Origin of the sequence: Methylobacterium sp., from assembly GCF_019745455.1 — a bacterium.
Classification (GTDB): Bacteria; Pseudomonadota; Alphaproteobacteria; order Rhizobiales; family Beijerinckiaceae; genus Methylobacterium.
In genome coordinates, this window is the sequence record NZ_JAIETD010000148.1 from 22,961 (window position 1) to 29,224 (window position 6,264).

A 6,264-nucleotide genomic window follows, 5' to 3' on the forward strand; every position below is an offset into this window, starting at 1 on the left:
CCTTGAGCGAGACCGTGGAGCGGCATGAGTTCGGTGCCGAAGTCGGGCGATTGTTGGATCTCGTCGTCCACGCCCTCTATTCCGATCGCGAGATCTTTCTGCGCGAGCTGGTGGCCAACGCCGCCGATGCCGTCGACCGGCGCCGCTTCGAGGCTCTGACCGACGGCTCTCTCGCATTGCCAGCGGACGCAAAGATCCGGATCGTGCCGGACAAGGCGGCCCGCACCCTGACGATTTCCGATGCCGGCCTCGGCATGTCGAAGCAGGATCTAACGCAAAACCTCGGCACCATCGCCCGGTCGGGCACCCGGGCCTTCAGCCAGTCGCTCAGCGAAGCCTCCGCCGCCGACAGGCCGAGCCTGATCGGGCAGTTCGGCGTCGGCTTCTATTCGGCCTTCATGGTCGCCGACCGGGTGACGGTCACCTCGCGCCGCGCCGGTTCCGACGAAGCCTGGGCCTGGGCTTCCGAGGGCCAGGGCAGCTTCACCCTCGAAACCGCCGAACGATCAGAAGCCGGCACCGACATTGTTCTGCATCTTAAAGAAGACGCGGACGAATATCTCGAGAGCTATCGCCTCGATCACGTCGTGCGCAAATGGGCCGACCATATCACCGTGCCGATCGCGATTGTCAGCGAGGGCAAGGAGGAAGCCGCCAACCAGGGCACTGCCCTGTGGCGCAAGCCGAAATCCGAGGTCAGCGAGGAGCAGTACACCGAGTTCTACCGCCATGTCGGCTTCAACTTCGACAAGCCTTGGGCGACCCTTCACTGGCGTGCGGAGGGCGCGCTCGAATTCTCGGCCCTCCTGTTCGTGCCGGGCATGAAGCCCTTCCAGGCCGTCGAGGGGGAACGCGAAAGCAAGGTCCGCCTGCATGTCCGGCGCATGTTCATCACCGACGAGGCCACGCTGCTGCCGAGCTGGCTGCGCTTTGTCCAGGGCGTCGTCGACACCGAGGATCTGCCGCTCAACGTCTCGCGCGAAATGCTGCAGGCGACGCCGGTCCTCACCAAGATCCGCCGAGCTGTGACCGGCCGCGTGCTCTCCGAGCTGACAAGCCGCGCCAAGGACGCCGAGGGCTACGCGACGTTCTGGGAGAATTTCGGCCCCGTGCTGAAGGAGGGGATCTACGAAGACCACGAGCGCCGCGAGGAGATCGCCCCGCTCCTGCGGTTCCGGTCCTCGTCCGTGGAGGGCTGGACCTCGCTGCCGGACTACGTTTCCCGCATGAAGGATGGCCAGGAGGCGATTTACTATCTCGTGGCCGACGATGCCGAGGCGCTGACATCCTCTCCGCAACTCGAAGGGTTCCGCGCCCGCGGCGTGGAGGTTCTGCTGCTCTCCGACCATGTCGATGCGTTCTGGCCGGATACTCTCGGACGCTTTTCCGACAGGTCGCTGCAATCAGTGACGAAGGGAACAATCGACCTCTCGAAATTTGCCGGCGAGGCGGTATCCGAAGAGGATGGCGCCTCGATCGAGAAGCTCGTGGCCGCGCTCAAGCAGAGCCTGAGCGCCGACGTCTCGGATGTCCGGTCGACCGACCGCCTCGTCGAGAGTGCCGTGGTCCTGTCGGCCTCGGGGAGCGGGCCGGATCTTCAGATGCAGCGGCTGCTTCGCCGGGCCGGCCGTGGAGCGGCCGGCCAGCCGGTGCTCGAGGTCAACCCGCGACATCCCCTGATCCGGGCACTCGCCGCTCGCGTCGAGGCGGAGACCGACATCGGCGAGGAGGCCGGTACCCTGCTGGATCTGGCCCGGATCCAGGACGGCGACACGCCGCGGGATCCCGTCGCCTTCGCGCGGCGGGTGACGGCGGCCCTGGCCACGGACGCTTGACCCAAACCCATCCTTGTCCCTCGCCCGGATGTGGCGGGGGATCCAGCTTCACTGCGCCGCGATGAGGGTGCTGCTCCCCACGGTCTACGCGACCCGAGGCGGCTCGACCCGCATTCTTCTGGCGACCGCCGCCGTCCTGCGCGGCGAGCATGAGGTCACTTTACGCGCGCCCCTCGACGAGGCGGACGAACGTGCGCCCGTTCTGTTCCCTGACCGCCCCCTCGTCGGCCTCCTCCGCAAGCTCGGCATCTTGCCTCGTCTCCTCTCGTTGATCTGCCGCGAAGCCCTCGTGCTGAGGCGACTGCGACCGGACGTGATTCACCTCCACGACGAGCCCTCGCTCTATGTCTACGGCGTCGCCGCCCGCTGTCTTCGACCTCGTCCCCTGATCCTGTGGCATCTCCATCTCGACCCCTCGCGCGGCGGTGTGCTCGCAAGGTTGCGAGGAAGGCTCGCCGATGCGTGCGTTACCATCAGCCCGCATATCCCTTCTCCAGCGAGCCTACCCTCGACGCTCGTCCGGAACCCGCTCAGCCTTTCCAATGGAGCGACGGAGCCGCATCCCGACCCGCTTGCCGCCCTTGCGGTGGTCGGGGCGATCTATCCGCAGAAGGGCCAGGACCTCGCCGTCGAGGCACTTGCCCTGCTACGGTGCCGGCCTGAAGCGAGGCACGCGCGCCTCATGCTCATCGGCCCGGAACTCGATGGGGCTTATGCGGCTGCGCTGCGAGAACGGATCGCACGCCTCGGACTCGGCGAAGTCGTCCGCTTCACCGGTGCCCGGCCGCCGGAGCATGCCTTCGACGATGTCGGCCTCGCTCTGTTCCCGTCCCAGTCGGAGATCCAGCCCCTGGCTCTCGCCGAGGCTCTCGGCCGAGGCTTCCGGGTGGTCGCCTCCAGCATCCCAGCCCATAGGGTGATGATCGAGGAGACCGGCGCCGACCCGGCCTCTCTCAGTCCGCGCAATCCGGAGGCTTTCGCCGAGGCGATCCTGAAGGCAGCCAGCGGGCCCATCCGGGCCGATGTTGCGCCGCGCGTGCGTGCTCTCTATGCGCCCGCCGCCTTTTCTGATGCGATCCTGTCTCTCTATCGAAATAGCCTGACGAGGCCCGCGCCATTTCGTGACACGATCGGCTTGTGAGGGCGCGACCCTTCGTGCTAGGCACCGCCCGTCGTTGAGACACCTCGCGGAGAGGTGGCGGAGTGGTCGATCGCACCGCACTCGAAATGCGGCATGCCTGCAAGGGCATCGGGGGTTCGAATCCCCCCCTCTCCGCCACTTAGTCTAATGTTTTTAGAAGCTTGAGCTCGATCTTTTTGTGGCTTACGTTTCTGTGTTTGGATTCATGCACCGCCGGTAGACGTTCGGCAACGCTCGCGGCAGTCTGCCGTCAGACGCGTGGAGAACCTGTGTGGACGGAACGCAGTCGGTAGCAGCCCGCGAGGACGTCCTCGCTCAGTATTACCCCATCCGAGCTTCGATCCAATCTGTGCTCCGCGAGGCTGTGGGCTACTGCCGCAAGCCTGACTTCGATCGGGCGGCCAAGCACCTCGACCTGTGGGAGCAAAAAACAGCTCGGGGATGGCACAGTTTTCGACATGCTGTGCGACATCGCCCTTATGGAGCCGAATCAGCGCGGTAGGCGCGTCTACGACCGGTTCCTAGAGGACGGGGCTGTCCATCTGGATGACGCCGCGCTCGACGGATGGCTGCGGTTTCGTTCTCAATCTTTCGGGTTACTGGCTGGCACGACGCTGCCGGGGTTCGGCAAGATAACTTACTCGCTGCGGATCACACGCCTGTTTGAGCACGGACTCGGCATCACTGAAGTCGGGGCGATCAACGGTCACAAGGAGCTCCGCATGCTGTCGCGCTACACCCACCTCCGAGCTGCTGACCTCGCCGAGCGCTTACGCAAGTTGGTTCCGAGTGCAGCGAGCGGCTGCGCTCTGGCATTCGCTCATTCTCATGCGAGCGAATTCGCGAAAGGCCGATTTTCGCGGCCGCAAGTTGGTCTGCTCACGACGCGTTCGATTATACACTTGGAAGTTGCGGTATCGGATACTGACGAGCTCACCATCCTGGAGGAGGCGAAGACCCCCCAATGAGTGTCCGAGACCAGGTCGCGCACCTCATCGCCTTTCAAGAGCTGGAACACCTCACCGGCCAGAGGTTCTCCGAGGTGGAACTCGCGAAGATGGAGGAGGCCGCGCGGACCAATGGGCACACCCTGGAAGAGGCGCTCGCCAGGTTCCTTCATGCCTTACGCAACAACAGTCAGGACGATGTCACGAAGATCGCGAAGCGTCAGGAGCCGCCCCATTGAGGCCGTAGGGGCTCCTGGAGTACGTCATGGACCAGAAGCCGTCTCCTTCTTGTTTCTCCCTAGACCGCCAAAGACACCGCCGCCAAGTTGTTTCGCCCCACCGTTGGGCGGTGTAGCGGTCCGAGATCCACACCGGGGGGCGGTGGCCGTCCATCATCTCGCGCACCACGACAGCGCCGAGCAGCGCGTCCATGAACTGGTCTCGGTCGTCCAGGAGCGGGCTGCCATGATACGCGCGAGGTTGCGTCCCGCTTCGCCCCCTATCGTTCGGTCGTGGCGCGTTACACATGGCGCATCAAAGACGCAGCAGCCATTGTTGGTCCAAAGGTCGCGTGATCGCAGATGGCCTTTGCAACGCGCTGACCTGTGGCAGGCATGACGACGTTCTTTACGGCAGACACGCACTTTGGTGACGTTCGCATCCTTTGTCAGAGAGGCGATACCTTCGGCTCGATCGCCGAGCATGACGAGATGTTGATTGCCCGCTGGAACGCGACAGTGAGCGAAGCAGATGACGTTTGGCACCTTGGTGACTTTGCAGGGGATACGAGCCGCGAACGCTGTGCCGAGATCTTCGGCCGCCTACGGGGTAACAAGCGGCTGATACGCGGCAACCATGATACCAAGCGCGTCTTGAAACTGCCTTGGGTCGATCCACCCGTGGAGAGCATTCGCATCACGATCCGTGAAGAGGGCGCCGAGACGCGGCTGTATCTCGCCCATTACGCTCATCGGGCGTGGCCCGGCCTTTGGCGCGAGACCCGCCACCTCTACGGTCACACTCATGGCTCACTTCGGGATACACGGCGTTCCTGCGACGTCGGTGTTGATGCCTGGGACTATCGGCCGGTTCAGCTCCCCGCCATCATCGCGCGTCAGGACCGCGCCGGGACGCTCCCGGAAGAGCTGGCGCGTGATCGGGGCCGATGAGATGCTCATCGTGCAGCCTCGCTGACTTCATCACTCTTCGAACCCAGAAGCGGAGACCGATCGATGGCAGGGACTGACGATGAGCTGCCGCAGTTCCTCGAGCAAATTGCCGGTGAAGAGGCCTTCTTTGCCGGCGAGACCCAGGCCAACGACAATGAGACAAGGGCGCGGATGGAACCTCCTGCGGAGCCTCCCCTCGTCTCGCTGATGATCACCAACCGCCAACGGGCACAGCTTCGCGCCCTTGGCGTCTCGGATGAGGCCATTCGGTCCATGACGCCTACAGAGGCTCACGAGCGGCTGGGGCTAACCAAGCCTGATCGCTGACTGGACCATGAGCTTATCAGCCCACACCCCCAACCTGCCTCACGCTAGTCGGGTGCGGACCCGCAATCTCCTGGGGAACTCAGCTCAAGGACACTGTTCGATCCGGAAACACTGCGCCTAGGGTAGCGGCCCGCTTCGCCGAGACCGTGCGCTCGGCTAGCCGGTGACTTATCAGGCAGGATGCCCTGTCGTGACTCAGCCGCTCGACAGCATCGCTACGGTCCTTGAGAGCACAGGCGAATACCGGGTGTTGCGACGGGTCGCGCCCCTCGCAGAGTGCAGCGAAACGCCGAATGAGCCGACTTTCATCGGCTTAATCCTCGACACCGAAACCACGGGCGTCAATCACGCGAGCGACGAAGTCATCGAGCTTGGTATCATCAAGTTCGAGTATGGCGCGAGCGGTCGGCTCTACCGCGTGCTCGACACTCTCAATCAGTTACATCAGCCGAGCAAACCAATCCCGCCTGAGATTTCTCGGCTGACCGGCATCACGGATGATGATGTGGCAGGGCAATGCATCGATGACGCGGCGGTGCAAGAAATGGTGGCGGATGCCGTTGTTGTCATCGCTCATAACGCGAGCTTCGACCGGCAGATGTCTGAGGTGCGCTGGCCGATCTTCGCCGAGAAGAATTGGGCGTGCTCCTGCCATCAGGTGCCGTGGCGCGACGAAGGCCACGAAGGTATTAAGCTCGGCTATCTCCTGACCGATTACGGCTACTTCCATGACGGGCATCGGGCCATCGACGACTGCCATGCCCTGCTTGGGTCGTGTCCGTCAATGAGGTGGAAATTCGGGGTGGAGTTGGAGCGGCCATCGGTCAGGCGGCCTGAGGTGGAAT

General features: G+C 63.8%; 7 protein-coding genes and 1 tRNA gene. All 8 read left to right on the plus strand.

What is annotated here, in order from left to right; all coding sequences use genetic code 11:
• Nucleotides 1–2: 2 nt before the first annotated feature.
• Complete coding sequence (gene htpG / locus K2Y56_RS24485) at nucleotides 3–1,835, plus strand: molecular chaperone HtpG (RefSeq protein WP_292514165.1); 1,833 nt, start codon at nucleotides 3–5, stop codon at nucleotides 1,833–1,835.
• 67 nt (nucleotides 1,836–1,902) lie between these two features.
• The gene (locus K2Y56_RS24490; RefSeq protein WP_292514168.1) at nucleotides 1,903–2,976 is read left to right on the plus strand and encodes a glycosyltransferase family 4 protein; all 1,074 of its coding nucleotides are present in this window, start codon (nucleotides 1,903–1,905) and stop codon (nucleotides 2,974–2,976) included.
• Between the two features lie 48 nt (nucleotides 2,977–3,024).
• Nucleotides 3,025–3,114 (plus strand) — tRNA-Ser (locus K2Y56_RS24495).
• 320 nt (nucleotides 3,115–3,434) lie between these two features.
• Nucleotides 3,435–3,944 carry a hypothetical protein gene (locus K2Y56_RS26625; RefSeq protein ID WP_366849451.1) on the plus strand — a complete coding sequence of 170 codons (510 nt, stop codon included), beginning with the start codon at nucleotides 3,435–3,437 and terminating at the stop codon, nucleotides 3,942–3,944.
• Entirely contained in the window at nucleotides 3,941–4,162 is a 222-nt protein-coding gene (locus tag K2Y56_RS24505; RefSeq protein ID WP_292514171.1) for a hypothetical protein, read from the plus strand. Before K2Y56_RS26625 ends, K2Y56_RS24505 begins: the two co-directional genes overlap by 4 nt.
• Nucleotides 4,163–4,537: 375 nt before the next feature.
• Complete coding sequence (locus K2Y56_RS24510; RefSeq protein WP_292514180.1) at nucleotides 4,538–5,092, plus strand: metallophosphoesterase; 555 nt, start codon at nucleotides 4,538–4,540, stop codon at nucleotides 5,090–5,092.
• Between the two features lie 63 nt (nucleotides 5,093–5,155).
• The gene (locus K2Y56_RS24515; protein ID WP_292514174.1) at nucleotides 5,156–5,419 is read left to right on the plus strand and encodes a hypothetical protein; all 264 of its coding nucleotides are present in this window, start codon (nucleotides 5,156–5,158) and stop codon (nucleotides 5,417–5,419) included.
• 190 nt (nucleotides 5,420–5,609) lie between these two features.
• On the plus strand, nucleotides 5,610–6,264 hold a 655-nt coding region (locus tag K2Y56_RS24520; RefSeq protein WP_292514175.1), incomplete at its 3' end, for a 3'-5' exonuclease.